Below are 25,496 nucleotides of genomic sequence, written 5' to 3'. Positions count from 1 at the left end.
AAATAGACTAGGTGGATTGGTCCGCGCTGCTCTAGGCTCTGGCCCATGTACTCCGAACCGTGAAGGTAGCCCCGATGGATTTCGCCTATTCGCCCAAGGTCCAGGCACTGCGCGAGCGCGTCAGCGCGTTTATGGACGCTTATGTCTACCCCGCCGAAGCGGTGTTCGAGCGCCAGGTCGCCGAGGGCGACCGCTGGCAGCCGACCGCTATCATGGAAGAACTCAAGGCCAAGGCCCGCGCCGAAGGGCTGTGGAACCTGTTCCTCCCAGAGTCGGAATATGGCGCCGGCCTGAGCAACCTGGAATACGCCCCGTTGGCGGAGATCATGGGCCGTTCGTTGCTCGGGCCAGAGCCGTTCAACTGCTCGGCACCGGACACCGGCAACATGGAAGTGCTGGTGCGCTATGGCAGTGAGGCGCAAAAGCGCCAGTGGCTGGAGCCGTTGCTGCGCGGCGAGATCCGCTCTGCGTTCGCCATGACCGAGCCAGACGTGGCCTCTTCGGACGCCACCAACATGGCTGCCACCGCCGTGCGTGACGGTGACGAATGGGTGATCAACGGCCGCAAGTGGTGGACCTCCGGCGCCTGCGACCCGCGCTGCAAAGTCATGATCTTCATGGGCCTGTCCGACCCTGAAGGGCCACGCCACCAGCAGCATTCGATGGTGCTGGTGCCCACCGATGCACCAGGCGTGAAGATCGTTCGCCCGCTGCCGGTGTTTGGTTATGACGATGCACCCCATGGCCATGCCGAAGTCCTGTTCGAGAACGTGCGGGTGCCGTACGAAAACGTAATCCTTGGCGAAGGGCGCGGCTTCGAAATCGCCCAGGGCCGCCTGGGGCCTGGCCGCATCCACCACTGCATGCGTTCGATCGGCATGGCCGAGCGCGCGTTGGAGCTGATGTGCAAGCGCTCGGTCGAGCGCACCGCCTTCGGCCGGCCACTGGCACGCCTGGGCGGCAACGTCGACAAGATCGCCGACTCGCGCATGGAAATCGACATGGCCCGGCTGCTGACGCTCAAGGCGGCCTACATGATGGACACCGTGGGCAACAAAGTCGCCCGCAGCGAGATCGCGCAGATCAAGGTGGTGGCACCGAACGCTGCCTTGAAGGTAATCGACAGGGCGATCCAGATACATGGTGGGGCAGGGGTGAGCGGCGATTTCCCGCTGGCCTACATGTACGCCATGCAGCGCACCTTGCGCCTGGCCGACGGGCCGGATGAAGTGCACCGGGCGGCGATTGGCAAGTATGAAATTGGCAAGTATGTGCCGGTGGAACTGTTGCGTAGCGGGCGCTAATTCGGTGAGCCTGTGCCGACCGCTTCGCGGTTTTACCCGCGAAGCGGTCGGTAAAGTTTCATTGAGTTTTCAGGTCCACTACCAGGTCTTTGGCGGCTTTCGTCGCCAGTACACTCATGAGCTTGCTCATCTCATCCTGTCGCCCGATCCCTGGTTCGGTGCCCCCCATCATGACACTTGGCACCGGTGCCTTTGCTGCTGCCTCTGCCCACGCTCGATTGATCTGCACCAGCGCATCCAGTTTGGTTTGCAGGGCACCGTCCGCCTTAATCGAGGCTTCACGGGCGTAGGCTTCGGCATCGGCTGTGATCTTGGTCGCTTCTGCCGTTACACGCGCTTTGTCCCGAAGCAGCTCGGCTGTCTGCTTGTCGATCTCGGCGCGCCGTTTCTCCCGCTCTGCGTTGATCAGCGCAAGCTGTTTTTCGGTTTCGGCTTCGGTAGTACGCTCAATCTGTTGGCGTAGACTCTCCTGGCGTTTGGCTTCGACATCCTTGGCGCCGCGTGCAGAAACCAGTTCCTTCTCTTCTTCCTCCTTGAGCCTGTTTTGCCGGGCCACGGCAAGCTCCGCCAGTGCTTGCTGCACCCGCACCATGCGTTGCTGGTACTGCGGATTGGGGTCGATATGGGTGACCCGAGCATCCACCACCTCAACGCCGAACAGGCGAAATTGTTGCAGCTTGCGCAGTTCCTGGCCGTTCTTGTCGAGCTTCTTCTCAATGATGAAACGCGTTGCACTGTTGTCGCCAAAACTACCCTGTTCGGTACCGGCCTGCAGAATCGCAGTTTGAGCAGGATAATTGTCGCGCTGAACGCGAATTTCCTTGCGGCTTGTCAAGTACAGGCCGTTGCGCAACTGATTTTCGAACTCGGCACCGAAGTGGCTGCGGTTGCCGGCGTAATAGTCGTCTGCGCTCATCAGGGAGGCTGTGGCTTGCAGCGTTTCCTTGACTGCCGGCAACAGTGCACGTTGCAGGAAATTGTCAGGCGTGCGGTATTCCTGGGCAATCTTCAGAAATGCCTCCCCTGAAGGAAGGCGAAACTGGCTACTGAACTCGGCTTTGGCATCGACGTTGCCCAGAAAAACGATAGGCAGGTTTTCCAGCGTGATCGAGGGATGTCCGCTGCGGGTATCTTCCGGGTTGTCCATGCGCAAGGAGGACTGAACGCCGATGGTACGTCGCCAAGCTGTACTGCGGCCGAACCACTTGGTGGCGTAGCCTACGTCCTCGACTACTTTCTCCTCGCCGAAAATCGTACGAACGTGGGTCATCTGGCCTGCTTCGTTGTAGAAGAATACGTTGTTGAATATTGCTGCCAGGGCGCCGAACGCGAGAACTGGGATGGCAATGGCGGCAATTTGCTTTCGGTTGACACGTAATTGAGGGAGGTCGGGAATGGGCAGTTTTTGCACGGGGCACTCCTTGTGCGGAAAGGCCCATCCTGGTTAATTCAGCCCCGTGATCACAATCAGACGAACCGAATTCCTTATGTAGGAATAATCACTGCGGTAGCTAGGAAGAATCCAATTTGATTCGGCCCCACAACAGCCATTCACGCCCGCAATTGCGGGTCGTCCTTCTTTTTTCCCAGGTTGTTCTGCCCCGTCGAATCCTGCGACGGCTGGATACTCTCGACCGCCACGTTCTGCCCCCGCGTCTTGATCAACGAAACCACCACCCCACCCAGCAACAGCCCGAACGTCACCCCCAGCGACAGCAACGCCGGCACCTTGCCCACCATGCCGTGGTAGAAGATTTTGCAGCCAATGAAGATCAGCACCAGCGCCAGTGCGTACTTGAGATAAACGAAGCGGTGCATCAACGCCGACAACGCGAAGTACAGCGAGCGCAGCCCCAAAATGGCAAAGATGTTAGAGGTGTAGACAATGAACGGGTCCTGGGTAATGGCGAAAATCGCTGGCACGCTGTCGACCGCAAACACTAGATCGGCAAGTTCGATCAGTACCAGCGCCAGGAACAATGGGGTGGCATAACGCAGCGCCTTGCTGTGCCCAGGCGGGGTCTGGCGGATGAAGAAGTGCGAGCCATGGATCTGGTCGGTGACCCGCATGTGCCGGCGCACGAACTTGATGATCGGGTTGTTGGCCAGGTCCGGGTGGCTGTCTTCCTTGGACAGCGCCATCTTCACCCCGGTAAACAGCAGGAAGGCACCGAAGATGTACAGCACCCAGGCAAAGTTCTGCACCAACGCCGCGCCTACGCCGATCATGATCGCCCGCAGCAACACCACCCCCAGGATGCCCCAGAACAACACGCGGTGCTGGTAGCGGCGGGGGATGGCAAAGTAGCTGAAGATCATTGCCATGACGAACACGTTGTCCATCGACAGCGACTGCTCGACCAGGAAACCGGTGTAGAACTCCAGTGCCGACTGCGCGCCCAACTGGTACCAGACCCCGGCGCCGAACAGCACGCCGACGCTGAAGTAGCCGGAATACAGCAGCAGGCTTTCGCGCATTTCGATTTCCCGGTCGTGGCGGTGCAGCACGCCCAGGTCGAGTACCAGCAAACCGATGACGATGGCCATGAACACCAGCCACAACCAGGCGCTGGTACCGAGGAACGGGGTGGTGAGAAATGCTTGCAGAGCTGTCATGAGCCCCTCCTTGAATGTCGACGTTGCTTGGCAACAGTGATCCGACATGGCGGCTTGGCAGCCGTCAGAGGGGCCCGGTATCACATGATTTTGAGCCTAGACCCGTTTACCAGTGATGCCGAACAGGGAGCTGTTACATTTCTTTGCCAGGGCTCGGATCTGGCCTTCAATACACCCACACCTCGACCCGTCGGTTACGTAACCGTCCTTGCTCCAGCTCATTGCCGGCCACGGGTAGTTCATCGCCCATCCCAGTCACCTCCAGCACCTCCACACCATCGCGCGCCAGCTCGCGCCGCACTGCTTGCGCGCGCAGGCGTGAGAGCAGGGCCGCGCGCCCGGGTGTCTCCTTGGGGTCGCCAAACCCCACCAGCACCGCCTTGCTCTGCAACTTGCCAGCCTGGCGCAGGTACTCGGCTACCCGCTGCACATCGCGCAGGGCCTTGTTGTCGAGGCTGGCGCTGCCTTCCTGGAAGCGAAAGTTCACGCTCAGCCGCTGCGCCTGCTGGGCGAGGGTGCGATAGCGCGGCGGCATATCAGACTGGGGAGGGACAGGTTGAGCCTTGATCTGCTGCGAAACGAAACCCTGCTGGGCGACGATCGCCTGGCCCGCGGGGCTTTGGGCGAAATCGGCCAGGGCCTTGGACTGGGGCTTGGGGTTGGCCGGCAGGTAGAAGTATAGGCGCCGCGATAGCGGGTAGTCTTCGCTGGCCACCAGTGCGCGTTCAGGCAGCATGGCCGGTGCGTCGCCCTCGGCCACTGCCAGCACCTTGGCCCCGTGCACGGCGGCCAGGCTGCTGAAGCCGATGGCCTGGCGGTCGGCACCTACCTGGGCCGCCAGTTCGTCACTGGACTCGAAGCGCTTGGCCTTGGGCGACAGTTCGCTGTGCAGAGGTTCCAGCACCAGTGCCTTGAAGGTCTCGAAAGTACCGGAACGGTCATCACGGGCATACAGGTGAATGGCCCCGCCAGAAACACCTAATTGTTCCCAGCGCTGGACCTGCCCGGAGAAAACCTGCGCCAGTTGTTTTGTGGTGAGCTGCGGCAGTGGGTTGTCGGGGTGGACGATGACCGCTACGCCATCCAGGCCGATGACTTGTTCAGCGCTGGCAGCACGCAGGTCGCCCAGGGCCTGCAGCTGGCGCACTTCACTGTCGTTGATCGGCCGCGATGCCGCTGCCAGGTCGGCCTCGCCCCGGCCCAGGGCAACGAAGCCGGTGCTGGAGCCGTGGGCGGCGATGTCCACGCGCACGGGCTGCCCATGCGCATCGCGCGCACTGATCACGGTTTCATTGGGCAGTTTGCCCGGTTGTTGCGCGATGGCGCTGGCTTGCTGCGCGCGCAATTGCCCCTGCACCAGCGCCGGCAGCAAGGCCGCACCAATCGTGTTGGAACCTTGCACGCGCAGGTGCTGGGGCTGGGCCAAGGTCGCTAGCGGTAGCAGGATAAGCAGCAAGACAAGCAGGCGGGGCATGCCGGATGGCCCTGTGGCATAGAGTTGGCCGGCAGATTACGACAGTGGCGTGATGATAATGTGACAGTCCGTAGGGGAGGGCTTTGCCCCCCCTTCTCGGCGGCTGGCGAACTCAATGCGCCCCGGCAGACTTGCTCAAATCGCTCTCGGCCCACTCGGTATAGATGCACGCATCCGCCACTGCCCAACGCACCTTCACGCTGTCGCCCGGCTGCATCGGCATGCCTGCGGCTGACAGCGCCTTCACCGTCAGCTCGGTACCCCCTGCAGTCACCACATGGCAGGTTTGGCTCTCGCCCAGGAACAGCACCTCGCCAACCTTGGCACTGACCTCGTTCCAGCCCGCTGGCAGTGGCTCGCTTGCGGCCTGTTCGGCGGTCAGGGCCAGGGCCTTCTCTGGGCGTACCATGATCAGTGCATCTTGCGAGGCGGCCAGCCCTGGGGTCAGGCGAATGGCTACCGGCTGCCCCTCGAAACTGCCTGCGCCATTGCTGCTGGCCTTGATCCGCAGGAAGTTGGAGTTGCCCAGGAACGAAGCGACAAAGGCATTCGGCGGGTTTTGGTACAGGTCGTAACCGGTGCCCAGGCCGACGATCTTGCCGTGGCTGAAAATGGCGATGCGCTGGGACAGGCGCATGGCTTCTTCCTGGTCGTGGGTGACGTAGACGATGGTAATGCCCAGTCGGCGGTGCAACTGGCGCAGTTCGTCCTGCAGGTCTTCTCGCAGCTTCTTGTCCAGCGCGCCGAGCGGCTCGTCCATCAGCAGGATACGCGGCTCGTACACCAGCGCCCGGGCAATCGCCACACGCTGCTGCTGGCCGCCAGACATTTGCGAGGGTTTGCGGTGGGCGAACTTCTCTAGCTGCACCAGCTTGAGCATGGCGTCGACGCGCTTGGCCGTCTCGGCAGCGCCGAGCTTGCGAATGGCCAGCGGGAATGCGATGTTGTCGCGCACGTTCAGGTGCGGGAACAGCGAATAGCGCTGGAACACCATGCCGATGTCACGCTTGTGTGGTGGTACGTTGACCAGCGATTGGCCGTCGACCAGGATCTCGCCACTGCTGGGTGTTTCGAAGCCGGCCAGCATCGACAGGGTGGTGGACTTGCCCGAGCCGCTGGAGCCGAGGAAGGTCAGGAACTCGCCGTCCTGGATCTCCAGGTCGAGGTTGTCCACGGCGGTGAAGTCGCCGTAGTGCTTGTTCAGGCCGCGCAGGCTGACCAGGGTCTTGCCGTGCGCGTTGTCTTTGATCACTGCACTCATTGTTGTTTTCTCCGCGCTCAGGCGTTTTCGGTGCGCCGGCGCAAGGCGGCGGCAATGAACATGACAAGCAGCGACAGGCCGATCAGCAGGGTCGAGGCCACGGCAATGACCGGGCTGAGGTCCTGGCGCAGGGTGGTCCACATCTTCACCGGCAGGGTCTGCAGGTCGGGGCTGGCCATCATCACGCTCAGCACCACTTCATCCCACGACACCAGGAAGGCGAACAGGCCGCCGGCGATCATGCCGGGGCGGATGGCCGGGAAGGTGACCTTGAAGATCGCCTGCAGGCGCGAGGCACCGCAGATCACCGCGGCATCTTCAATCGACTGGTCGAACAGCTTCAGCGAGTTGATGATGGAAATGATGGTAAAGGGCAGGGCGACGATCACGTGGCTGACCACGAAGGCGAACAGCGTGCCGGTGTAGCCAAGTTTGAGAAACAGCGCATACACCGCCACGGCAATGATCACCAGCGGCACGATCATTGGCATGGTGAACAGCCCGTACAGCAGTTCGCGGCCCGGGAAGCGGCCACGCACCAGGGCGAACGCGCTGGGCAGGCCCAGCAGTACGGCGGCGAGGGTGGTCAGCACGGCCACCTTCAGGCTGGCCAGCGCAGCGTCCATCCACTCCGGGTTGGAGAAGAACTGGCCGTACCACTTGAAGGTCCAGCCTGGCGGCGGGAATACCAGCCACTGGGACGAGCCGAACGACAGCAGCACGATGAACACGACCGGCAGCAGCAGGAAGGCCGCGATGACCCCGGTGGTCAGGTACAGGCCCGTACGCAGCGGGCGACCCATGGCATTGGGAGACAGGAGCATGGCGGTTTACCTCGCGTTGCCAACCGGGGATTCCGGCTGCAGCTTCAGGTACAGGTAGAAGAGCACCAGGGTGATCGCCACCAGCAGTGCGGCGGCGGCGCTGGCCAGGCCCCAGTTGAGGAACGACTGCACCTGCTGGATGATGAATTCGGGCAGCATCATGTTCTGTGCACCGCCCAGCAGCGCCGGGGTGACGTAGTAACCAAGCGACATCACGAACACCATCAGCGCCCCGGAGAACAGCCCTGAGCGACACAGCGGCAGGAATACCTTCCAGAAGTTGGTCCACGGGCTGGCGCCGCAGATGGAGCCCGCCTGCAGCACCATCGGGTCGATGGCGTGCATGGTCGCCTGCAGCGGCAGCACGATGAACGGGATCATGATGTAGCTCATGCCGATCACCACGCCGGTGAGGTTGTGCACCATTTCCAGCGGGGCATCGATGATGCCCATGGCCATCAGCGCCTTGTTGATCACCCCCGAGCTCTGCAGCAGCACCAGCCATGAGTAGGTGCGTGCCAACAGGCTGGTCCACATCGACAGCAATACGATGTTCAGCAGCCAGCGGCCCCAGCCCTTGGGCACCAGGGTGATCGCCCAGGCCAGCGGGAAGCCCAGCAGTACGCTGATCAGGGTGACCACGCCAGCCACCGAGAAGGTGTTGAACAGTACCCGTGCGTAGGCCGAGTTGGCGAACAGTTGCTCGTAGTTGCCCAGCCCAGGGGTTGGCTCAAGCACCCCGCGCAGCAACAGGCCGACCAGCGGGGCGAAGAAGAACAGGCCAAGGAACAGCAGGGCCGGCAGCAGGTTGCGGCTGCCTTTCCAGCGCTGGCTCAGGCTGGCGCGGCGGGGGGCGGTGCCCGGCGCGCCGGCACCCGTGGGGGCACCTTGCGCGTTATGCAGGGCGTTGATGGCGACTTTCATTTGACCAACCACTCATTCCAGCGGGCCGCGATGGCTTGACCGTTCTTGGCCCAGTAGGCGAAGTCGAGGGTGACCTGGTCCTGGGCGTAGGCTGTTGGCAGGTTCGGCGCCAGGTCTTTGTCCAGCTTGGCCACGCTGTCGACGTTGACCGGCGCGTAGGCGGTCTTGTTGGCGAACTCGGCCTGGCCTTCGGCGCTGCTGGCGTTGGCCAGGAACTTCATGGCCGCATCCTTGTTCTTGGCGCCTTTGGGAATGACCAGGAAGTCGGCCATGACCAGGTTCTGCTTCCAGCTCACGCCCACCGGTGCGCCATCTTGCTGCAGGGCATAGACGCGGCCGTTCCAGAACTGGCCAAGCGAGGCTTCACCCGAGGCCAGCAGCTGTTGCGACTGGGCACCGCCGCCCCACCAGACGATGTCTTTCTTGATGGTGTCGAGCTTCTTGAAGGCGCGGTCCAGGTCCAGCGGGTACAGCTTGTCTGGGGCTACGCCGTCGGCCAGCAGGGCCAGTTCCAGCACGCCGGGGCTCGGCCACTTGTACAGGGCACGTTTGCCGGGGTAGGTCTTGGTGTCGAACAGCGCGGTCCAGTCCACCGGTTTGTTGGCACCGAGCTTGCCTTCGTTGTAGCCGAGTACGAAGGAGAAGAAGAACGAGCCGACGCCGTGGTCGGAGACGAACCGCGGGTCGATCTTGTCGCGCTTTATCTGGTTGAAATCGAGGGGTTCGAGCAGGCCTTCGCTGGCGGCACGCAGGGCAAAGTCGGCTTCGACGTCAACCACATCCCACTGCACGTTGCCGCTCTCGACCATGGCCTTGAGCTTGCCGTAGTCGGTGGGGCCGTCCTGCACGACCTTGATGTCGGTGGCTTTGCTGAACGGTACGGCCCACGCTTCTTTCTGGGCGTCCTGGGTGGTACCGCCCCAGCTGACGAAGTTCAGGCTGTCGGCGGCCTGGGCGGCCTGACATGCCAGGGTCAGCAGGCTGGCGGACAGCACTGCGGTTACACGTTTGCTCAACAGCATGGTTACGCCCTCGTTGCTTTTGTTATTCGAGGCGGGGCTTGTGGTGCGCCCGCCAACAGTGTTCGGGGAGCAGCAAAAACAAAGTGTCCGGGTGGCCGTTTTTAAGTGTAGGTGCCGGCCTGCAGATTTAAGGTCTACGGGATATCATATTATGGTATTCCAAACTTTTGGCAAGAGGTGTGAAGCGACCGGCCATCACTCCGACCTCTTCAATTTGTCGCGGTCTGCTTTTGTAGGAGCGGCCTTGTGTCGCGAAGCGGCCCCAGGATTTCAGCAGATGCACAGATTGCTGGGGCCGCTCTGCGGCCCTTTCGCGACACAAGGCCGCTCCTACAAGGGGTGGTGTCAGCTTGGAAGACCTGGCTCGAACGGGATGCTCTGCACCACTTCCAGCTCATATCCCGCCAGGCCCGCGTATTTCAGCGGTGGCCCCAGGTGACGCAGTTTGCCAACGCCAAGGTCCTGCAGAATCTGCGCGCCGGTGCCCACCTCGGAATACACCTTCGACTGCCCACGCTGGTAAGGCCGTATCGGCTGAGTCAACTGCGGTATGCGTTCAAGCAATGCCTGGGAGGACTCATGGTTGGCCAGGATTACCACCACGCCAGCACCTTCCTCGGCCACCTTCTGTAACGCCGCCCACAGCGTCCAGTTGGCCGGGCCTGCATATTCAGCACCGACCAGGTCGCGCAGTGGGTCGATTACGTGCACCCGCACCAAGGTCGGTTGTTCGCGACGGATGTCGCCCATGACCATGGCCATGTGCACACCACCTTCGATGCGGTCTTCATAGCTGACCAGGCGGAAAATGCCATGCACGGTCGGCAGCTCGCGTTCGCCGATGCGCTTGATGGTCTGCTCGGTGCTCAGGCGGTAGTGGATCAGGTCGGCAATGGTGCCGATCTTGATGCCATGCTGGGCAGCGAACACTTCCAGGTCCGGGCGGCGGGCCATGGTGCCGTCGTCGTTGAGCACTTCGACGATCACCGAAGCCGGGCTGAAGCCTGCCAGCCGTGCCAGGTCGCAGCCGGCTTCGGTATGGCCGGCGCGGGTCAGCACGCCGCCTTCGCGGGCGCGCAGGGGGAAAATGTGGCCCGGTTGCACCAGGTCTTCGGGGCGCGCGTTGGGGGCCATGGCCGCTGCCACGGTGCGCGCCCGGTCGGCAGCGGAAATACCGGTGGTGACACCCGTGGCCGCCTCGATCGACACGGTGAACGCGGTGCTGAAGACGCTGCCGTTAGCCGGTACCATCTGCTCCAGGCCCAGGCGCTGGCAGTGCTCGTCGGTCAAGGTCAGGCAGATCAGCCCACGCGCTTGGCGGGCCATGAAGTTGATGGCCTGGGCGTCGCAACGCTCGGCGGCGATCAACAGGTCGCCTTCGTTTTCCCGGTCCTCGTCATCCACCAGCAGGACCATCTTGCCTTGCCGGTAGTCCTCGAGAAGTTCCTCGATGGTGTTGAAAGCCATGTTGCACGCTCACTGTGGTGGGGTGATTATTATGGTATACCATCATACATAAATATCGCCTTAAGAGGAGAGCAGCAGATGAAGGCTTACTGGATCGCCCATGTGGACGTGACCGACCCCGAGCAATACCAGCAGTACACCCAGCGTGCCCCGGCTGCCTTCAAGGCGTTCGGCGGCCGCTTCCTGGCCCGTGGTGGGCGCAGCGAGGCGATGGAAGGGCGGTCTACCCCCCAGCGTAGCGTGGTGATCGAGTTCGATTCGTACGAGCAGGCGGTGGCGTGTTACCGGTCCGAGCTGTACCAGCAAGCGTGCAGCCATCGCCAAGGTGTGGCGAAGGCCGAAGTGATCATTGTCGAAGGGTTCGAGCCTTGAGTGATGGTCTCACGGTTCTCCCGGACCGGCAGGGCACCAGGCCCTGCCGCATGGGTGGATAAGGTTATTGAAGGTGTACTTTCAGTTCACCGGCCGCCTGGCGCATCGCCGCCTTCACTGCCGGCACCTGGCTCAGTGGGTTGAGCAGCCCATAGTCATGGATCATGCCGTTGTAGCGCACTGAGGTAACCGTCACACCGGCAGCATTCAGCTTGCGGGCATAAGCCTCACCTTCATCACGCAACACATCGAACTCAGCCGTTTGTACCAGTGCTGGCGGCAAGCCTTTGAGCTGCTCAGTGCTGGCCCGCAGCGGCGATGCGTAGACCTGCGCACGGGCACGGGTATCGGAGGTGTAGCTGTCCCAGAACCACTTCATCATCCCTGTGGTCAGGAAGTGCCCTTCGGCAAATTGCTTGTACGAGGCAGTCTCGAAACTCGCATCGGTCACCGGCCACAGCAGCAGCTGGAAGCGCAGCGCAGGGGTGCCGGCCTCTTTGGCTTTCAGCGCCACGACTGCCGCCATGTTGCCGCCGACGCTGTTGCCGGCCACGGCCAGGCGCTTGCCGTCCACGCCGATCGCCTTGCCATGCTCGGCCACCCAGCGGGTCGCGGCGTAGGCCTGGTTTATGGCCGTCGGGTAGTGCGCTTCCGGCGATGGGGTGTAGTCCACGTAGACCGCCACCGCACCCGAGCCGACTACCAGGTCGCGGATCAGCCGCTGGTGGGTGGGGAAGTCGCCCAGCACCCAGCCGCCCCCGTGGAAGAACATGAACACTGGCAGGTCACCCTTCGCGTTGGCCGGGCGCACTACTTGCAGCTTGATCGACTCGCCATTGGCCTGGATGGTGCGCTCCTTTACCTCGATGCCCGAAAGGTCGACCTTGACCGAGGCCTGAGCGCCGGTCAGCACTGCGCGGGCGTCTGTTGGGCTGAGCTGCTCCAGCGGCTTGCCACCCCCTTTTTCCAGGGCTTCGAGGAAGGCCTGAGTGTGTTGTTCGACACCAGGGCTGCCAGCGGCGAAAGCGCTGGAAACGGACAGGGCCAAGAGGGAGGCGGTGAGGGCCTTGTGGACAATGTTCATGAGCGAATCCTTTTCTATGCAAGTGGTGGTAGTGGGCGTCTTGCCTGGCCTGCTGGGCCATCGCTGCGACTTGTGCGTAGATTAGGCAGGTGCACTTGCAGGAAAAAGCCGCTATAAAGCGTTTGACTGTCACTATGAGCGAGACAATGAACCCTTACGAAGACATGCGGATCTTCGCCCAGGTCATGGAGGCTGGCAGTTTCACCGCCGCCGCCGACCGCCTGGGCATGTCGAAGCAATCGGTCAGTCGACGCCTGATGCAGCTCGAGGAGCGCCTTGGCGTTCGCCTGCTCAACCGCTCCACCCGGCGCCTGGATGCCACACCGCTGGGCCAGCACTACTACCAGTCGGCCTTGCGCTTGTTGGGTGAGGTGCAGCAGGTAGAGCACGACATCAGCGGCCAGGCCCAGGCCTTGCGCGGCACCTTGCGCCTGAGTGCGCCGCTGTCGTTCGCCATGTCGCACCTGGGTTGCCTGCTGACCGAGTTTCTTCAACTGCACCCGCTAGTAGATGTAGAGGTGGACCTCAGCGACCGCGCCGTGGACCTGATCGGCGAGGGCTACGACCTGGCGCTGCGCATTGGCGCGCTGGAGGACTCCAGCCTGATTGCGCGGCGTATTGCCAATGTCGAGCGCGTCTACTGCGCGAGTCCGGCGTACCTGCAGGCGCGGGCAGTACCGGTAATACCGGAGGATCTGGCCGGGCATGACTGCCTGCCCTATGGGCATTCGCGACAGGTGCAGTGGCAGTTTCGCCAGGGCGGCAAGGCGCAGGCGATTCAGGTGACAGGGCGCATGCGTGCCAACAACGGCGAGTTGCTCAGGGATGCGGCCATCGCCGGCATGGGGGTGACCTACCTGCCGACCTTCATCGTTGGCCAGGCGTTGGCGGATGGGCGGCTGGTGAGTGTGCTTGAAGAATGGACGCCGCCGGCGTTGCAGTTATCAGCGGTGTATCCGCAGCACCGGCAGGTAGCGCGGCCGGTGCAGGGTTTTGTCGACTTCTTGCGTGAGCGGTTGGTGCAACTATAGGTTTACCTCAGCACAGGGCCAGCAGTGGTGCCTTGCGCGCCTGTGGCCCGGCCCAGAGCAGTTGCGCCACGCCGATGGTGCGTTCTTCGAAACCGCCCTGGCAATAGCACAGGTAGAACTCCCACAAGCGCTGAAAGGTATCGTCATACCCCAGCATCGTTAGTTCCGAGCGCGCCAGGCGCAGGTTGTCGCGCCAATGGCGCAGCGTGCGCGCGTAGTCCTGGCCGAAATCCTCCAGGTGTACCAGGTTCAGCGCGGTCTGGCGGCTGGCGGTGTCCAGCAGCACGCTCAGCGAAGGCAAGGCGCCGCCGGGGAAAATATAGCGCTGGATAAAATCCACCGAGCGCCTGGCCTGGGCGTAGCGCTGGTCGCGGATGGTGATGGCTTGCACCAGCATCAGGCCATCATCCTTGAGCAGCGACGCGCACTGGCGAAAGTAGGTCGGCAAGTAGCGGTGGCCGACAGCTTCGATCATTTCGATCGATACCAGCTTGTCGAAGCGCCCGCGCAGGTCGCGATAGTCTTCGAGCAGTACGGTGATGCGCTGCTCCAGGCCCAGGGCCTTGACCCGCTGCAGGGTATGGGCGTACTGCGCCGCCGAGAGCGTGGCGGTGGTGACCCGGCAGCCATGCTGCAGTGCGGCGTGGATGGCCAGGCTGCCCCAGCCGCTGCCGATCTCCAGCAGATGATCGTCGGGCTTGAGTTCAAGTTTCTGGCAGATGCGTCGCAGCTTGCTGGTCTGGGCCTGCTCCAGGGTTTGCCCGGGGCTGTCGAACTGCGCAGCGGAGTACATCATGGTGGGGTCCAGCAGGCGCTCGAACAGGTCATTGCCCAGGTCGTAATGCGCCAGGATATTGCGCCGCGCGCCGCGCCGGCTGTTGCGGTTGAGGCGGTGCAGCAGGCGCAGGGCCGGGCGCGCCAGGCGTGCCAGGCCGCCCTCCATGGCATCGAGAACATCCAGGTTGGCAACGAACAACCGGGTGACAGCGGCCAGGTCCGAGCTGCGCCAGTAGCCGTGAATATAGCCTTCTCCGGCACCAATCGAACCATTGCCGGCGACCAGGCCCCAGGCGGCGTCATCAATCACTTCCACTTCCGCGTAAAGCGGGCTGGCAACGTTGCCGAACGTCCATTGCTGGCCTTGGCAGATCAGGCGCAGGTTGCCGTGGCGCAGTTGGCGCAACTGCGCGAGCACTGCGCGCCTGGCCAGGCCGCCGAGCAGCGGGGCAATGCTTGCCGATTTGCTAACGCTCAGGGTCGGTTCGGGCATGGTCGGGCTCCTCGCGGGCAGGTTGGCCGAATGCCAGGTCGTGCTGGCTGGCGATATGGTCATGTAGAGGGGTACGTTTCAGCAGCAGGCGCAGGGCCTGCCAGTAAATGCCGGAGAGGGTGCGCAGGCTCATCCACGGAAAGCTCAGGATGTGCCGCTGCAAGGCCGCGCGGTCCAGCGGCTGACGTTGCAGCGCCAGGTCGGCTTCGAACACCTTGTGCCCGGCGCGCCAGTTCTGCATGTGGATGCGCACCCGCTGTGCATCGAGGGCGAACTGCAGGTGGTAGTCCATGTCCAGTGGCATGAACGGCGAGACATGGAAGGCTTTGGCCAGGGTAAATGTCTGGCTCAGGCCATCGTTCACGGGCAGTACATAGTGGAAACGTTCACGCCAGGGGGTGTTGCGCACTTCCAGCAAAATAGCCGCGAGCTGGCCTTGCCGGTCATGGCAGAAATAGACACTCACTGGGTTGAACGACAGCCCCCAGCAGCGCGGTTGGGTCAGCAGGTGCACGGCGCCTTCGGGTGCTTGGCCGATAGCCTGACCGACCATCAGCCGTGCGGCCTCGGCCAGTGGTCTGCCCTGGCGGGTCAGCGCCGGCAGATAGTCGGTTTCACGCCAGCACAGGGGGGCCAGCCGGGAGCTCCCAAGCCAGCGGGACAGGCGCAGGAGCTGGGGTTGTTCGTTGAGATCCAGGTAAAACATGCCAACCCGGTAACGAAACGCATGGTAGCGTGGGCTCAGCCGCCGGTGGCTCAGCCAGCCCTGGCACAGGTTGCTGTTCACAACTGTTCTCCAAAGTGCTGGGCGACGTTCAGCGCGCTTAGCACCCCGTCTTCGTGAAAACCATTGCCCCAGTAGGCGCCGCAGTAATAACTGTGCAAACGCCCCTGCAGTTCGCCCTGCCGAGCCTGTGCCGTCAGGGCGTCAAGGCTGTACTGCGGGTGGGCATACTCGAAGCGGGCAAGTATCTGTGCAGGGTCCACCTGCGCGGTCTGGTTGAGGCTTACGCAGAACGTTGCCGGCGCCTTGATGCCCTGAAGGATGTTCATGTTGTAGGTGAGTGCGGCAGGCGCCTGCGCGTTGCCGCCCAGGCGGTAGTTCCAGCTGGCCCAGGCCCTGCGCCGTTGTGGCAGCAGGCGCGTGTCGGTGTGCAGCACCACGTCGTTGCTGGCGTAGTGGATGGCACCCAGGATGGCGCGCTCATGTTCGCTTGGCGGTGCCAGCAGGGCCAGTGCCTGGTCGCTGTGACAGGCAAATACCACCTTGTCGAATCGCTCATTGCCGCTGGCCCAGGTAACCGTCACGCCGAGGTCGTCACGTTTTACCTGATGCACCGGGCAGCTCAGCCGGATGCGTTCGGCAAAGGGCTGGCACAGAGGCCTGAGGTACGCGCGTGAGCCTGCGTCGACAACCTGCCATTGCGGGCGATGATTGACCGACAGCAAGCCGTGGTTGTTACAGAACCGCACGAAAAACTGCAACGGGAAGCCCAGCATATCGGCCGGCGACATCGACCAGATCGCTGAGCCCATCGGTACGATGTAATGGTCGATGAAGCGCCGCCCATAGCCTTGGGCATGCAGATAACTGCCCAGCGTGGTGGCGCTCTCGATCCGTTGCTGGTTCAGGTCGGCGGTGGCCTCGCGGTTGAAGCGCAGCACATCGCGCAGCATTCCCCAGAATGGCGGGGACAGCAGGTTGCGCCGCTGGGCAAACAGCGTGACCAGGTCGTGGCCGTTGTACTCGAACCCCGTGCGCGGGTCATGCACCGAAAAGCTCATCTCGGTGGGGCGCGAGGCGACACCCAGATGCTTGAGCAGGCGGATGAAGTGCGGGTAGGTCCAGTCGTTGAAGACGATGAAACCGGTGTCTATCGAGTAGCCTTGGCCCTGCCACTGCACATCGACGGTATGGGTATGCCCGCCGACCCGGTTCGCGGCCTCGAACACCGTGACCTCGTTACGACGTGACAGCAGGTGGGCACAGGAGAGGCCGGCGATACCGCTACCGATGATGGCGATACGCATGGGTCAGCCCTGTGGTTGGCGCGCCAGGCGGCGGCCCAGCTTCAGGCGCCAGCGCGCCGGCAGTGCGCCTAGCAGGCGCAGCACCAGGGTGAAGGTGGCGGGGAAGGCTATTTCCAGCGGGCGGTGTGGCAGGCGCGCGATGATATGGGCGGCGGCGCGCTCGGCGCTCCACAGCTGGGGCATGGGGAAGTCGTTGCGGCGGGTCAGTGGCGTGTCGACGAAGCCGGGGCAGACCAAGGTGACATCGATGCCTTCGCCGACCAGGTCGATGCGCAGGGACTCGACCAGGTACCGCAATGCCGCTTTGGAGGCACCATAGGCACCCGCACGCGGCAATGCCAGCCAGCTCACCGAGCTGCCCATGACCACCAGGTGTGGCCGCTGGCCGTGGCGCAGCAAGGGCAGGGCGGCGGCAAGGCATAAGCTGGTGCCGGTCAGGTTGGTGCGTATCACTCGGTCGATCAGGGCAGGGTCGAAGTGCCCAGGCTCCAGGTACTCGCAAGTGCCCGCATTGAGAATCACTTGGTCCAGTGCGCCCCAGGCGTGCTCGATCTGCTCGGCGATTCGCGCCACTTGCCCAGGTTGATCGATATCGCCGACTGCCAGCAGTACCTGGTCCGGAAACCGTTCGGCCAGTGCTGTCAGCTTGTCTGCCCGGCGTGCGCCCAACGCTACCTGGTGGCCTTGTTCCAGCAGGTGCAACGCCAGCGCGGCACCCATGCCACTGCTGGCACCGGTCAGCCAGCAACGGCTCATGCCAGCCTGCCTTTGAGCCAGCGAATCGCGCTGCCCATGATCGGCAGATGTTCGTACAGCAGGGCACCGGCGTCGAAGTAGTCCTGGTGAAAATACACCCGCTCATGCCAGCGCAGGTGGCTGCAGCCTTGCAGGCTGATCAGTTGCCCGCTGGCCAGTTGCGGGTGGCGATAGTGCAACGTCCAGCGGATGTAGCCATGGCCCGGCTGTAGTTCGTCGGTGCCCTCGAAGCGGTAGTGGCAGTCGGAAACCTTGGCGTACAGCTGGGCGAAATAAGCCCGCAGCGCGGGAAGGCCGGTGAACTGGTGCAAGGGGTCGCGGAAGGCGACGTCCTCGCTGTACAGGTCACCCAACAGGTCGAGGTTGTGCGTATCCAGCGTGGCAAAGCGTTCGGCGAAGGATCGCAGGTAGGTGGACATGCACAATACCTGTACAAAATTAATTTGTTGTACAAGGTATAGTGCAGGTCTCTGGATAAATCTATACAGAAGAAAATTTTTGTACAGTTTTCGCGCGACGCTCGATCTCCCAGGCGCCAAAAATCATGCGGCGAACACCCCCCGCTAGACCATCCCCCCACCAAACTCACCCATGGCATCCAGCACCGCCTCGCACACATACGCCAGCGAAGCCCGATCAAACAGCAGCTGCAACGCCGGCCGCTCATCACTGCCTACATTCAGCACAATCATATTGATCCGCGCCACCGAGGTCTGCGCCACCGTCCCAACCGGAAACGCCCCGGCACGCAGATCCACCCCGCACAACTTGGCCATCACCGCGCTGCCATGCACCCCCGACAGTTGTAGCCAGGCATGGCTGTCCTGGCGCGGCAGCAGGTAATTGCGCTGGGCACCCTGCACCCACTCGGCCTCTACACCCGCCACCCGTGCGCCATCGTCGGCCAGGCTGCCCAGCAGCAGGTACTCGGCCTGCGACAATCGCGCCACCCAGCTTCCATCATGCTGACGCACGGCCTGGTTCGGCTGCGTGGGCAAACGGTATCTACGTTGCTGAAGGTAGGCGGCGCTGTCTGCGCCGCGAAATCCAACCCGCGCCAACGCAGTCAAGTCAGTCAACGCACAGGTGTGCAGCAGTTCGGCTCGCGGGTTGCGAGGGATAAACGCTTCGGCTTGCAAACGGGTCATGGCTCAGAGCTCCTGGCGCAGGTTGTCGGGGTCGTGGAACGGCAGCGCTACCACCTTGGCATTGACCATCACGCCACCGTCGGTGCGAATCGGGATGAGCATGCCGGGGCTGGCCTGGTGGGCGCCGGCATAGGCCAGGCCGATGATCTGCCCCAGGATTTGCGAGTACTCGCAGGAGGTGACGTTACCGCTGATGTCCCGGCCGTCCAGCACCAGGTGCCCCTCCAGTGGTCGCGGGCTGCCTTTGGGCAGCGTGAAACCGACCAGCTTGCGCTTGAGCGGCTGTGCTTCGAGGATTTCGATCGAGCGCTTGCCAACGAAGAACGGCTTCTTGCGACCGATGGCCCACTGCATGTCGATTTCCGCCGGGTGCGTCATGCCGTCGGTGTCCTGGCCGATGATCACGTGGCCTTTTTCCAGGCGCAGCAGGCGTTGGGTCTCGACGCCGAAGGGGCGAATGCCCAACCCGGCACCCGCCTGCATCAAGGTATCCCACAGCCGCTCGGCATGGCGCGCTGGTACGTGCACTTCATAGCCCAGCTCACCGACAAAGCCGACTCGCAGGATACGTGCAGCAATGCCTGCCACCTTGCCCTGGCGTACGCCCAGGTAAGGGAAGGCTCCGGCGGCCAGGTCTACGTCATCGCACACCTTGGCCAGCACCTGGCGTGACAGTGGCCCGGCCAGGTTGACGGCGGCCAGGGCAGCGGTGACGTTGGTGATGTCCACGTCCAGGCGCCACTGCGCGTTCCACTTCAGCATCTGTTGGTAGATGCGGTCGACGCCGCTGGTGGTGGCGGTTACGTAGAAGTGCTGCTCGCCCAAGCGTGCGCAGACACCATCGTCGATGACCACGCCGTGCTCGTTGGTCATCAACGCATAGCGGGTGCGGCCAACAGGCAGTTTGGCGAAGCCGAAGGTGTAGAGGCGTTCCAGCAGTTCGGCCGCATCCGGGCCACGCACGTCCAGGCCGCCGAGCGTGGAGACGTCGATCAGGCCGACTTTTTCACGTACATGCCGGGCTTCTTCCTGCATGCAGCGATCGCGTTCCTCCGGCTTGCCATAGTAGGCCGGGCGCTGCCAGATGCCGGCGGGCATCATGTTCGCCCCGGCTTGCAGGTGGCGGCAGTGCATTGGCGTTTGCCGGTACGGGTCGAAGGCGCGGCCGGCAATGTGTGCCAGCTTTTCTGCCTGGAACGGTGGGCGGGCAGTGGTCACGCCGGTCTCGCTGATGCTGCGGCCGGTGGCATGGGCCACCAGGCGCGCGGTGGGCAGTGCTGAGTGGCGGCCCTGGGATGGGCCCATGCCGACCGTGGAGAAGCGTTTGACCAGTTGCACATCGCGGTAGCCGCTGCGGGTGGCGTTGACGATGTCGCGCACCTGCAGGTCTTCGTCGAAATCGACGAAATCCTTGCCCTTGGGGTGCGGGAAGATCGGCCAGGGGAAGTTGACCTTGGCCTCGGCGTTGAACAGCGGCTGCACCGGCGCTTGCAGGCCCAGCGCGGCCACGGCTTCGGCCGCCCCACGGGTGGCGTCGGCCAGCACGTTGCCTAGCGCATGGCGGCCGTTCACCGAGCCTGCGATATCCAGTCCGGCTGGCAGGTGGCTGATGGCGAACTCGTCGCGGTTGACGTCATAGGCCAGCTTGCCACCGGCCTGGCACAGCAACTGGTACACCGGCATGTAGCCCGCCGACATGCACAGCAGGTCACAGGCCAGGCGCAGGCCATGCGGGCCAACCTTGCCCTGGCCGGTGATTGGGCGAATGTCCACGCCATTGACATGGCGCATGCCCGCTTCGTGCAGCGCTTCGTACACGGTGCTGCCCAGGTGCACAGGGATAGCGCGGTGCTTCAGCTCGGCGGCCAGCGTGGCATCGGCCGGTGCGGCGCGCATGTCGATCACAGCAGCCACAGCCACGCCTTGTTCCTGCAGGTCGAGCGCGGCAAGGTAGCCGTCATCGTGGCCGGTCAGGATCACTGCGCGCTGGCCCGGTTTGACCGCGTACAGCTTCATCAGCCGCTGTGCGGCGCTGGTCAGCATCACACCGGGCAGGTCGTTGTTGCGGAACACCACCGGCTGGTCGAACGAACCAGCCGCCACCAGGCAACGGCCGGCACGTACCTTGTACAGGCGCTTGTGCTGGATCACTGGCAGGTAGTGGTCGGTGAACCAGCCGTTGCAGGTGGCGTCCAGCAGCACCTGGATGTTCGGGTGACCCTCTACGGCTGCCAGCAACTCCTGACGCAGGCTGGCGGCACGCGTGCCGGCGATGTCAAAGCGGGCGTAGGTGAGCGAGCCGCCAAGCACGGGCTGTTGCTCGATCAGCAACACCTTGGCCCCGGCATTGGCTGCGTCCAGCGCCGCGCGCAGGCCGGCAGGGCCTGCGCCGATGACGGCGACATCGACAAACAGGTAGGCCTTGTCGTAGTACTGTGGCTTGAAGCCTTGGTCGAGCACGCCCAGGCCGGCCTTTTTGCGAATCAGCGGCTCCCACACCTTCCACATGCCTTTGGGCTTGTAGAACGAGCGGTAATAGAAACCCACCGGCATGAAGCGCGAGCACTTGCCCAGGTAGGCGTCGCGGTCGTGCTCCAGGCTGCCGTTGAAGTTCTGCCCTTCGACCACCTGCCCGTCGCGGGCGGCTTCCAGGTCGGCCAGCACGTTGGGTTCCTCAGGCAGTTGCACCAGGGTGTTGGCATCTTGCCCGGCCATGCTCAGCGGGCCGCGTGGGCGGTGGTATTTGAATGAACGCGACAGCAACCAGCGGCCGCTGCCAAGCAGGGCGCTGGCAATGCTGTCACCGGCAAAGCCCGAACAGGCCTGGCCGTCGAACTGGAAACGCAAGGGGCGTTCGCGGTCGATCAGCAGGCCCATGGGCGCGGGGAGGCGAGTGTGGCTGTTCATCCGGCGATCTCCGGGGTGGCGGCGGGGGTGAAGTCGACGCGGCGGTCGAACAGTGCTTTCGGGTCGAAGGTGCGCAGCACCTGGTCGCTTACCGTGTGGCGCTCGGCCAGAAACCAGTAGCTGGAAGCGTTGTGCAGCCACCACTCGAGCACCACCCCGGCCAGGTTGTCGCTATTGAACACATAGTCGGCCCACTCGGTATCGCTGCAGTTGGCCGGGTCGGGCATGTGCTTGCACTCGCCGCCGTAGGTGAATTCGCTGATGTTGCGCGGGCCGTTCAAGGGGCAGGTCAGGATTTTCATCGTCATGTGCTCCTAGTGGCTGGCCGCAGTGGCGCCCATTTCGTTGACTTGCTGGAAGCGGCTGAAGCGCTCGAGGGCGAAGGGGGCAATCAGCTCGGGCACCTTGCCGCCGCTGGCGACCAGCTCGGCCATGGCCTTGCCGCAGATCGGCGTGGCCTTGAACCCCCAGGTGCCCCAGCCAGCATCCAGGTAGTAGTTCTGCACCGGTGACAGGCCCATGATCGGGCTGTAGTCCGGGGTCATATCGGTCATCCCGGCCCACTGGCGCATCAGCTTGGCGTTGGCCATGAACGGGAACATTTCGATGGCGTGGGCCAGCAGGCTTTCCTTGAGGTCGAGGGTGGAGCGGGTGTTGTACAGCGGGTAAGGGTCGGAGCCGCCGCCAAAGACGATTTCGCCTCGGCTGGTCTGCTGCACGTAGCAGTGCAGCGCCGACGAACTTACCAGCGGGTCGAGAAACGGCTTGAAGGGCTGGGTGACCATGGCTTGCAGCGGGTAGGTGTGGATCGGCGCGCGGATGCCGGCCTTTGCCATCAACAGCGAACTGGCACCCGCCACGGCCTGGACCACGCAGCCGCATTGCACCGTGCCGCGGTTGGTCTTCACCGCCTCGATGCGGCCATTGCGGATCAGCAAGTCCTGCACTTCGGTCAGTTGGTGGATTTGCACGCCGCGCCTGGCTGCCTGTTTGGCGTAGCCCCAGGCCACCGCGTCGTGGCGCGCGGTGGCGCCGTCGATGTGCCACAGGCCCGCCAGCACCGGCAGGTGGCCGGGGTCCAGGTTCAGGCTGGGCACCAGCTCGCGGATCTGTTGGCGATCGATCATTTCGCTACGCCCGCCGAAGTGCTTGTTCACTTCGGCGCGCTGGCGGAAGGCGCGCACGGTGGCGTCGGTGTGCGCCAGGGTAAGCTGGCCGCGCTCGGAATACATGATGTTGAAGTCGAACTCGTTCGACAGGTTTTGGAACATGCGCACCGATTCTGCGTAGAAGCGCACACCTTCGCTGGTGAGGTAGTTGGAGCGGATCACGGCGGTGTTGCGCGCGGTGTTGCCGCCCCCCAGGTAGGCTTTTTCCAGCACGGCGACGTTGGTCACACCGTGGTACTTGGCCAGGTAGTAGGCGATGGCCAGGCCGTGGCCGCCGCCGCCGATGATCACCACGTCATAGCGTGGCTTGAGTTCGCACGGTGGCGGCAGGTCGACCTCCACCGGGTAGTCGGCGCTCAGGCCGTATTTCAGCAGGGCGAAAGGCATGCGGTGCGCTCCTGGTGGACGGCCTGTTGTTGCAGGTCGAGGGCGAGCAGGGTGTTTTTCATCAAGTAGGCGATGGTCATCGGGCCGACGCCGCCGGGGACCGGGGTAATGCCGGCGACCTGGGGCAGGGCAGCGGCGAAATCGACATCACCGACCAGGTGGTTTTGGCCGTCTTCATCGATGCGGTTGATGCCGACGTCGATCACCACCGCACCGGGTTTGAGGCAATCGGCACCGATCAGCCGTGGCTTGCCCACTGCGGCAACCAGGATGTCGGCCTGGCGGCACAACGCGGGCAGGTCGCGGCTGCGTGAATGCACCACAGTCACCGTGCAGTCGGCCTGCAACAGCAGGGCAGCCATGGGCTTGCCGACGATGTTCGAGCGGCCGACCACTACCGCATGTTTGCCACGCAGCTCGCCACAGGCGTCGCGCAGCAGGCGCATGCAGCCGCTGGGGGTGCACGGGGTCAGCACATCGCGGCCCTGGGCCAGGCCACCGACGTTCTCGCTGTGGAAGCCGTCCACGTCCTTGAGCGGGTTGATGGCCTGCAATACGCAATGCTCGTCGATGTGCGCGGGCAACGGCAGTTGCACGAGGATGCCGTTCACCTCGGGGTCGCGGTTCAGGCGGTCGATCAAGGTCAGCAGGTGGGCCTGGGTGGTGTCGGCGGGCAGGCGATGTTCCTGCGAGCGGATGCCCACCTCTTCGGCGCGCAGCACTTTATTGCGCACGTACACCTGGCTGGCGGCATCGGCACCCACCAGCACCACGACCAGGCCCGGTTGCACGCCGCCCTGGCGCAGTTCCTGCACCTGCTCGCGTACCTCGGCCAGCACACGCGCGGCGGTGGCCTTGCCGTCGATCAGCTTGAGGCTGGTAAGTGCGTTCATTTGAAGATCACCGTGCGGTCGTGGTTAAGGAATACCCGGTGTTCAAGGTGGTATTTCACCGCGCGGGACAGGGCGATGGTCTCGGTGTCGCGGCCGATGGCCACCAGAGCGTCCGGGGCATAGGCGTGGTCCACGCGTTGCACTTCCTGCTCGATGATCGGCCCTTCGTCCAGGTCGCGGGTCACGTAGTGGGCGGTGGCGCCGATCAGTTTTACACCGCGCTGATAGGCCTGGTGGTAGGGCTTGGCGCCTTTGAAACCGGGCAGGAACGAGTGATGGATGTTGATCGCCCGGCCCGACAGCTGGCGGCACAGGTCATCGGAGAGGATTTGCATGTAGCGCGCCAGCACCACCAGTTCGGTGCCGGTGTCCTCGACGATACGCAGCAGTGCGGCTTCCTGTTCGGCCTTGGTGTCCTTGGTGACCGGCAGGTAAACGAAGCGAATGCCCTGGCGCTCGGCCATGGGGCGCAGGTCCAGGTGATTGGAGACCACGGCGGTGATCTGCATGTCCAGTTCGCCCTTGGCATGCCGGTACAACAGGTCGGACAGGCAGTGGTCGAACTTGCTCACCATCAGCAGCACACGCATCGGCCGGGCGCTGCTGTGCAGGCTCCATTGCATGTCGAAGCGCTGGGCCACGTCGGTAAAGCCAGCCTCCAGCTGTGGTGTGTCGCCGCTGACACCGGTGTTGAAGCGGAACACCGCGCGCATGAAGAAGCGCCCATTGTCCTCGTCGTCGAACTGCGCCATCTCGCTGATGTAGCAACCGTGCTCGGCCAGGTAAGTGGTCACCGCAGCGACGATGCCGGACACGGCCGGGCAACTGACGCGCAGGATGAAGTGATCGGGAGCGGGATGCATGTCGGATAGGCCTCGTGATGGAGTGGGGCAGGTCGGGCACAAGGGCAAAAGAAGATTCGCGACGGTGCGAAGGGTGTTTCTTGGTAGGAATATAAATTTCCTTTTGGAGATTTATAGGCGATATGAGGGGTTATGGTCTAGATGTTTGTGAAATTTTTTATCCTGGCAGGAAAGTTTTTTTAGAGGCCTTTGCCGGGCTATGCTTGCTCCATGACCACACCACCGCCTCTACGCCAACCTTGCCCCCCTGGCGCCTGCGACTGCGGCCGGGAACACTTGGTCGAACACCCGCAGGCCGCCCAACGCATCCTCCTGCTGACCCGCCAGGAAGAAAAGCGCCTGCTCGAACGCCTGGAAAACCTCAAGGACCTCGAAGACCTGCAGCGCCTGCAGCAGCGTCTGTACGACAACCTCGGCATCCGCGTACACATCGCCCCCGGCTTCAACGAAGTGCGCACCATGCGCGGCATCGTCATCGAACTGGATGATCAGCCGGGGCTATGCCGCAAAACCAGGCAGTCGATCCCGGCGGCCATTCGGCGTGGGCTGGAGCGCAACCCGCAGGTCGCCTACCGCCTGCTCGATACCTACGACCTGCTGCGTGACGGTTGAGAGAGGAGTGAGTCATGCACATGGCGGCGCAAACAAACCATAGCGCCTTAATTTTTCCGAAGCCTCCCACGTCTACTTGAA

The 25,496-nt window shown here is 63.3% G+C and carries 24 protein-coding genes; 4 read left to right on the top strand and 20 right to left on the bottom strand.

Annotation, left to right across the window (positions count from 1 at the left end):
- Positions 1-74: 74 nt before the first annotated feature.
- Complete coding sequence (locus tag APH42_RS03990) at positions 75-1,304, top strand: acyl-CoA dehydrogenase (protein ID WP_060492787.1); 1,230 nt, start codon at positions 75-77, stop codon at positions 1,302-1,304.
- Between the two features lie 58 nt (positions 1,305-1,362).
- Here APH42_RS03990 and APH42_RS03985 read toward each other — a convergent pair whose 3' ends face one another.
- The 8 genes from APH42_RS03985 to ribBA all read right to left on the bottom strand — a co-directional run bounded on the left by APH42_RS03985 (position 1,363) and on the right by ribBA (position 10,892).
- Positions 1,363-2,715, bottom strand: coding sequence for an SPFH domain-containing protein (locus tag APH42_RS03985; RefSeq protein ID WP_060492786.1), 1,353 nt, complete (start codon positions 2,713-2,715; stop codon positions 1,363-1,365).
- 140 nt (positions 2,716-2,855) lie between these two features.
- Positions 2,856-3,920, bottom strand: coding sequence for a TerC family protein (locus APH42_RS03980; protein ID WP_060492785.1), 1,065 nt, complete (start codon positions 3,918-3,920; stop codon positions 2,856-2,858).
- A gap of 166 nt (positions 3,921-4,086) precedes the next feature.
- Positions 4,087-5,394, bottom strand: coding sequence for a substrate-binding domain-containing protein (locus APH42_RS03975; protein WP_060492784.1), 1,308 nt, complete (start codon positions 5,392-5,394; stop codon positions 4,087-4,089).
- A gap of 112 nt (positions 5,395-5,506) precedes the next feature.
- The gene (locus APH42_RS03970; protein ID WP_060492783.1) at positions 5,507-6,655 is read right to left on the bottom strand and encodes an ABC transporter ATP-binding protein; all 1,149 of its coding nucleotides are present in this window, start codon (positions 6,653-6,655) and stop codon (positions 5,507-5,509) included.
- A gap of 17 nt (positions 6,656-6,672) precedes the next feature.
- The gene (locus tag APH42_RS03965) at positions 6,673-7,479 is read right to left on the bottom strand and encodes an ABC transporter permease (RefSeq protein WP_012271741.1); all 807 of its coding nucleotides are present in this window, start codon (positions 7,477-7,479) and stop codon (positions 6,673-6,675) included.
- 6 nt (positions 7,480-7,485) lie between these two features.
- Positions 7,486-8,403 (bottom strand): ABC transporter permease, encoded by a 918-nt coding sequence (locus APH42_RS03960; RefSeq protein ID WP_060492782.1) that lies wholly within the window; start codon positions 8,401-8,403, stop codon positions 7,486-7,488.
- Positions 8,400-9,425 carry an ABC transporter substrate-binding protein gene (locus APH42_RS03955; protein ID WP_012271743.1) on the bottom strand — a complete coding sequence of 342 codons (1,026 nt, stop codon included), beginning with the start codon at positions 9,423-9,425 and terminating at the stop codon, positions 8,400-8,402. The genes APH42_RS03960 and APH42_RS03955 overlap by 4 nt, the downstream gene beginning before the upstream one ends.
- A 345-nt stretch (positions 9,426-9,770) precedes the next feature.
- Positions 9,771-10,892 (bottom strand): bifunctional 3,4-dihydroxy-2-butanone-4-phosphate synthase/GTP cyclohydrolase II, encoded by a 1,122-nt coding sequence (ribBA, locus tag APH42_RS03950; RefSeq protein ID WP_060492781.1) that lies wholly within the window; start codon positions 10,890-10,892, stop codon positions 9,771-9,773.
- A gap of 78 nt (positions 10,893-10,970) precedes the next feature.
- Between ribBA and APH42_RS03945 the strand changes: the two genes are divergently transcribed.
- Positions 10,971-11,264, top strand: a complete 294-nt coding sequence (locus tag APH42_RS03945; RefSeq protein WP_012271745.1) for a DUF1330 domain-containing protein — start codon at positions 10,971-10,973, stop codon at positions 11,262-11,264.
- 64 nt (positions 11,265-11,328) lie between these two features.
- Here APH42_RS03945 and APH42_RS03940 read toward each other — a convergent pair whose 3' ends face one another.
- Positions 11,329-12,348: an alpha/beta hydrolase gene (locus APH42_RS03940; RefSeq protein ID WP_060492780.1), complete on the bottom strand. Its 1,020-nt coding sequence runs from the start codon at positions 12,346-12,348 to the stop codon at positions 11,329-11,331.
- Positions 12,349-12,494: 146 nt separating this feature from the next.
- Between APH42_RS03940 and APH42_RS03935 the strand changes: the two genes are divergently transcribed.
- Positions 12,495-13,379, top strand: a complete 885-nt coding sequence (locus APH42_RS03935; protein ID WP_041166463.1) for a LysR family transcriptional regulator — start codon at positions 12,495-12,497, stop codon at positions 13,377-13,379.
- A 7-nt stretch (positions 13,380-13,386) separates the two neighbouring features.
- Here the strand turns inward: APH42_RS03935 and APH42_RS03930 are convergent, their stop codons facing one another.
- The 11 genes from APH42_RS03930 to purU form a co-directional block, all read right to left on the bottom strand.
- Entirely contained in the window at positions 13,387-14,649 is a 1,263-nt protein-coding gene (locus APH42_RS03930; RefSeq protein ID WP_060492779.1) for a cyclopropane-fatty-acyl-phospholipid synthase family protein, read from the bottom strand.
- Complete coding sequence (locus tag APH42_RS03925) at positions 14,624-15,436, bottom strand: DUF1365 domain-containing protein (protein ID WP_060492778.1); 813 nt, start codon at positions 15,434-15,436, stop codon at positions 14,624-14,626. Before APH42_RS03925 ends, APH42_RS03930 begins: the two co-directional genes overlap by 26 nt.
- Entirely contained in the window at positions 15,433-16,680 is a 1,248-nt protein-coding gene (locus APH42_RS03920; protein ID WP_060492777.1) for an NAD(P)/FAD-dependent oxidoreductase, read from the bottom strand. Before APH42_RS03920 ends, APH42_RS03925 begins: the two co-directional genes overlap by 4 nt.
- 3 nt (positions 16,681-16,683) lie before the next feature.
- A complete protein-coding gene (locus APH42_RS03915; protein ID WP_012271751.1) occupies positions 16,684-17,436 on the bottom strand; it encodes an SDR family oxidoreductase in 753 nt (250 codons plus the stop codon).
- Positions 17,433-17,855 carry a nuclear transport factor 2 family protein gene (locus tag APH42_RS03910; RefSeq protein WP_060492776.1) on the bottom strand — a complete coding sequence of 141 codons (423 nt, stop codon included), beginning with the start codon at positions 17,853-17,855 and terminating at the stop codon, positions 17,433-17,435. The genes APH42_RS03915 and APH42_RS03910 overlap by 4 nt, the downstream gene beginning before the upstream one ends.
- Before the next feature lie 144 nt (positions 17,856-17,999).
- The gene (locus tag APH42_RS03905) at positions 18,000-18,584 is read right to left on the bottom strand and encodes a sarcosine oxidase (protein ID WP_060492775.1); all 585 of its coding nucleotides are present in this window, start codon (positions 18,582-18,584) and stop codon (positions 18,000-18,002) included.
- 3 nt (positions 18,585-18,587) lie between these two features.
- On the bottom strand, positions 18,588-21,491 hold the full coding sequence (locus APH42_RS03900; protein ID WP_060492774.1) for a 2Fe-2S iron-sulfur cluster-binding protein: 2,904 nt from the start codon (positions 21,489-21,491) through the stop codon (positions 18,588-18,590).
- Positions 21,488-21,793: a sarcosine oxidase subunit delta gene (locus APH42_RS03895; protein WP_012271755.1), complete on the bottom strand. Its 306-nt coding sequence runs from the start codon at positions 21,791-21,793 to the stop codon at positions 21,488-21,490. The genes APH42_RS03900 and APH42_RS03895 overlap by 4 nt, the downstream gene beginning before the upstream one ends.
- 12 nt (positions 21,794-21,805) lie before the next feature.
- Positions 21,806-23,047, bottom strand: coding sequence for an FAD-dependent oxidoreductase (locus tag APH42_RS03890; RefSeq protein ID WP_012271756.1), 1,242 nt, complete (start codon positions 23,045-23,047; stop codon positions 21,806-21,808).
- Positions 23,029-23,940 (bottom strand): bifunctional methylenetetrahydrofolate dehydrogenase/methenyltetrahydrofolate cyclohydrolase FolD, encoded by a 912-nt coding sequence (folD, locus tag APH42_RS03885; RefSeq protein ID WP_060492773.1) that lies wholly within the window; start codon positions 23,938-23,940, stop codon positions 23,029-23,031. The genes APH42_RS03890 and folD overlap by 19 nt, the downstream gene beginning before the upstream one ends.
- A complete protein-coding gene (purU, locus tag APH42_RS03880) occupies positions 23,937-24,803 on the bottom strand; it encodes a formyltetrahydrofolate deformylase (protein WP_012271758.1) in 867 nt (288 codons plus the stop codon). Before purU ends, folD begins: the two co-directional genes overlap by 4 nt.
- A 210-nt stretch (positions 24,804-25,013) precedes the next feature.
- On the opposite strand from purU, the gene APH42_RS03875 reads away from it, so the two are divergent.
- The gene (locus tag APH42_RS03875) at positions 25,014-25,415 is read left to right on the top strand and encodes a hypothetical protein (RefSeq protein ID WP_012271759.1); all 402 of its coding nucleotides are present in this window, start codon (positions 25,014-25,016) and stop codon (positions 25,413-25,415) included.
- Positions 25,416-25,496: the final 81 nt, after the last annotated feature.

It is taken from the genome of Pseudomonas sp. NBRC 111140, from assembly GCF_001320885.1.
GTDB classification, from domain to species: Bacteria; Pseudomonadota; Gammaproteobacteria; order Pseudomonadales; family Pseudomonadaceae; genus Aquipseudomonas; species Aquipseudomonas putida_P.
This window is presented reverse-complemented; position numbering and strand designations above follow the sequence as displayed.

Coding starts and splice junctions, on each gene's coding strand:
- APH42_RS03960 (WP_060492782.1), bottom strand. CDS start 8,403: ATGAAAGTCGCCATCAACGCCCTGCATAACGCGCAAGGTGCCCCCACG.
- APH42_RS03935 (WP_041166463.1), top strand. CDS start 12,495: ATGAACCCTTACGAAGACATGCGGATCTTCGCCCAGGTCATGGAGGCT.
- ribBA (WP_060492781.1), bottom strand. CDS start 10,892: ATGGCTTTCAACACCATCGAGGAACTTCTCGAGGACTACCGGCAAGGC.
- APH42_RS03890 (WP_012271756.1), bottom strand. CDS start 23,047: ATGCCTTTCGCCCTGCTGAAATACGGCCTGAGCGCCGACTACCCGGTG.
- APH42_RS03895 (WP_012271755.1), bottom strand. CDS start 21,793: ATGAAAATCCTGACCTGCCCCTTGAACGGCCCGCGCAACATCAGCGAA.
- APH42_RS03920 (WP_060492777.1), bottom strand. CDS start 16,680: ATGCGTATCGCCATCATCGGTAGCGGTATCGCCGGCCTCTCCTGTGCC.
- APH42_RS03970 (WP_060492783.1), bottom strand. CDS start 6,655: ATGAGTGCAGTGATCAAAGACAACGCGCACGGCAAGACCCTGGTCAGC.
- APH42_RS03955 (WP_012271743.1), bottom strand. CDS start 9,425: ATGCTGTTGAGCAAACGTGTAACCGCAGTGCTGTCCGCCAGCCTGCTG.
- APH42_RS03945 (WP_012271745.1), top strand. CDS start 10,971: ATGAAGGCTTACTGGATCGCCCATGTGGACGTGACCGACCCCGAGCAA.
- APH42_RS03990 (WP_060492787.1), top strand. CDS start 75: ATGGATTTCGCCTATTCGCCCAAGGTCCAGGCACTGCGCGAGCGCGTC.
- APH42_RS03980 (WP_060492785.1), bottom strand. CDS start 3,920: ATGACAGCTCTGCAAGCATTTCTCACCACCCCGTTCCTCGGTACCAGC.
- APH42_RS03875 (WP_012271759.1), top strand. CDS start 25,014: ATGACCACACCACCGCCTCTACGCCAACCTTGCCCCCCTGGCGCCTGC.
- APH42_RS03910 (WP_060492776.1), bottom strand. CDS start 17,855: ATGTCCACCTACCTGCGATCCTTCGCCGAACGCTTTGCCACGCTGGAT.
- APH42_RS03940 (WP_060492780.1), bottom strand. CDS start 12,348: ATGAACATTGTCCACAAGGCCCTCACCGCCTCCCTCTTGGCCCTGTCC.
- APH42_RS03915 (WP_012271751.1), bottom strand. CDS start 17,436: ATGAGCCGTTGCTGGCTGACCGGTGCCAGCAGTGGCATGGGTGCCGCG.
- APH42_RS03900 (WP_060492774.1), bottom strand. CDS start 21,491: ATGAACAGCCACACTCGCCTCCCCGCGCCCATGGGCCTGCTGATCGAC.
- APH42_RS03965 (WP_012271741.1), bottom strand. CDS start 7,479: ATGCTCCTGTCTCCCAATGCCATGGGTCGCCCGCTGCGTACGGGCCTG.
- purU (WP_012271758.1), bottom strand. CDS start 24,803: ATGCATCCCGCTCCCGATCACTTCATCCTGCGCGTCAGTTGCCCGGCC.
- APH42_RS03905 (WP_060492775.1), bottom strand. CDS start 18,584: ATGACCCGTTTGCAAGCCGAAGCGTTTATCCCTCGCAACCCGCGAGCC.
- folD (WP_060492773.1), bottom strand. CDS start 23,940: ATGAACGCACTTACCAGCCTCAAGCTGATCGACGGCAAGGCCACCGCC.
- APH42_RS03930 (WP_060492779.1), bottom strand. CDS start 14,649: ATGCCCGAACCGACCCTGAGCGTTAGCAAATCGGCAAGCATTGCCCCG.
- APH42_RS03975 (WP_060492784.1), bottom strand. CDS start 5,394: ATGCCCCGCCTGCTTGTCTTGCTGCTTATCCTGCTACCGCTAGCGACC.